The organism is Paraburkholderia sp. RL17-347-BIC-D, assembly GCF_046027915.1.
GTDB lineage: Bacteria > Pseudomonadota > Gammaproteobacteria > Burkholderiales > Burkholderiaceae > Paraburkholderia.
In genome coordinates, this window is sequence record NZ_JARESS010000269.1 from 1 (window position 1) to 368 (window position 368).

Consider the following 368-nt stretch of genomic DNA (forward strand, 5'->3'; position numbering starts at 1 on the left):
GGCGCGCGTCGAGATGACCAAGATGCCGGAACTGGTCGCGGCAATGCACTCGCTGATCGGTCTCGCTGCCGTGTGTATCGCGTATGCGGTGGTGTCGGAGCCGTCGGCGTTCGGGCTCGTCGATCCGGAGAACACGACGCCGGGCTTCCTGCCTTACGGTAATCGGGTCGAACTGTTCATCGGCACGTTCGTCGGCGCGATCACGTTCTCGGGTTCGGTGATCGCGTTCGGCAAGCTGTCGGGTAAGTACAAGTTCCGTCTCTTTCAGGGCGCGCCGGTCGTGTACGGCGGCCAGCATCTGATCAACCTGATGCTCGCGCTCGCGATGCTCGGCTTCGGCATCCTGTTCTTTCTCACGCAGTCGTGGT

Annotated in this window: 1 protein-coding gene; it reads left to right on the plus strand. The window is 62.5% G+C overall.

Going from position 1 to position 368, the window contains the following annotated elements; all coding sequences use genetic code 11:
• Positions 1-368, plus strand: a 368-nt coding sequence (locus tag P0D96_RS48510) for an NAD(P)(+) transhydrogenase (Re/Si-specific) subunit beta (RefSeq protein ID WP_408321501.1), incomplete at both ends; no start/stop codon positions are given.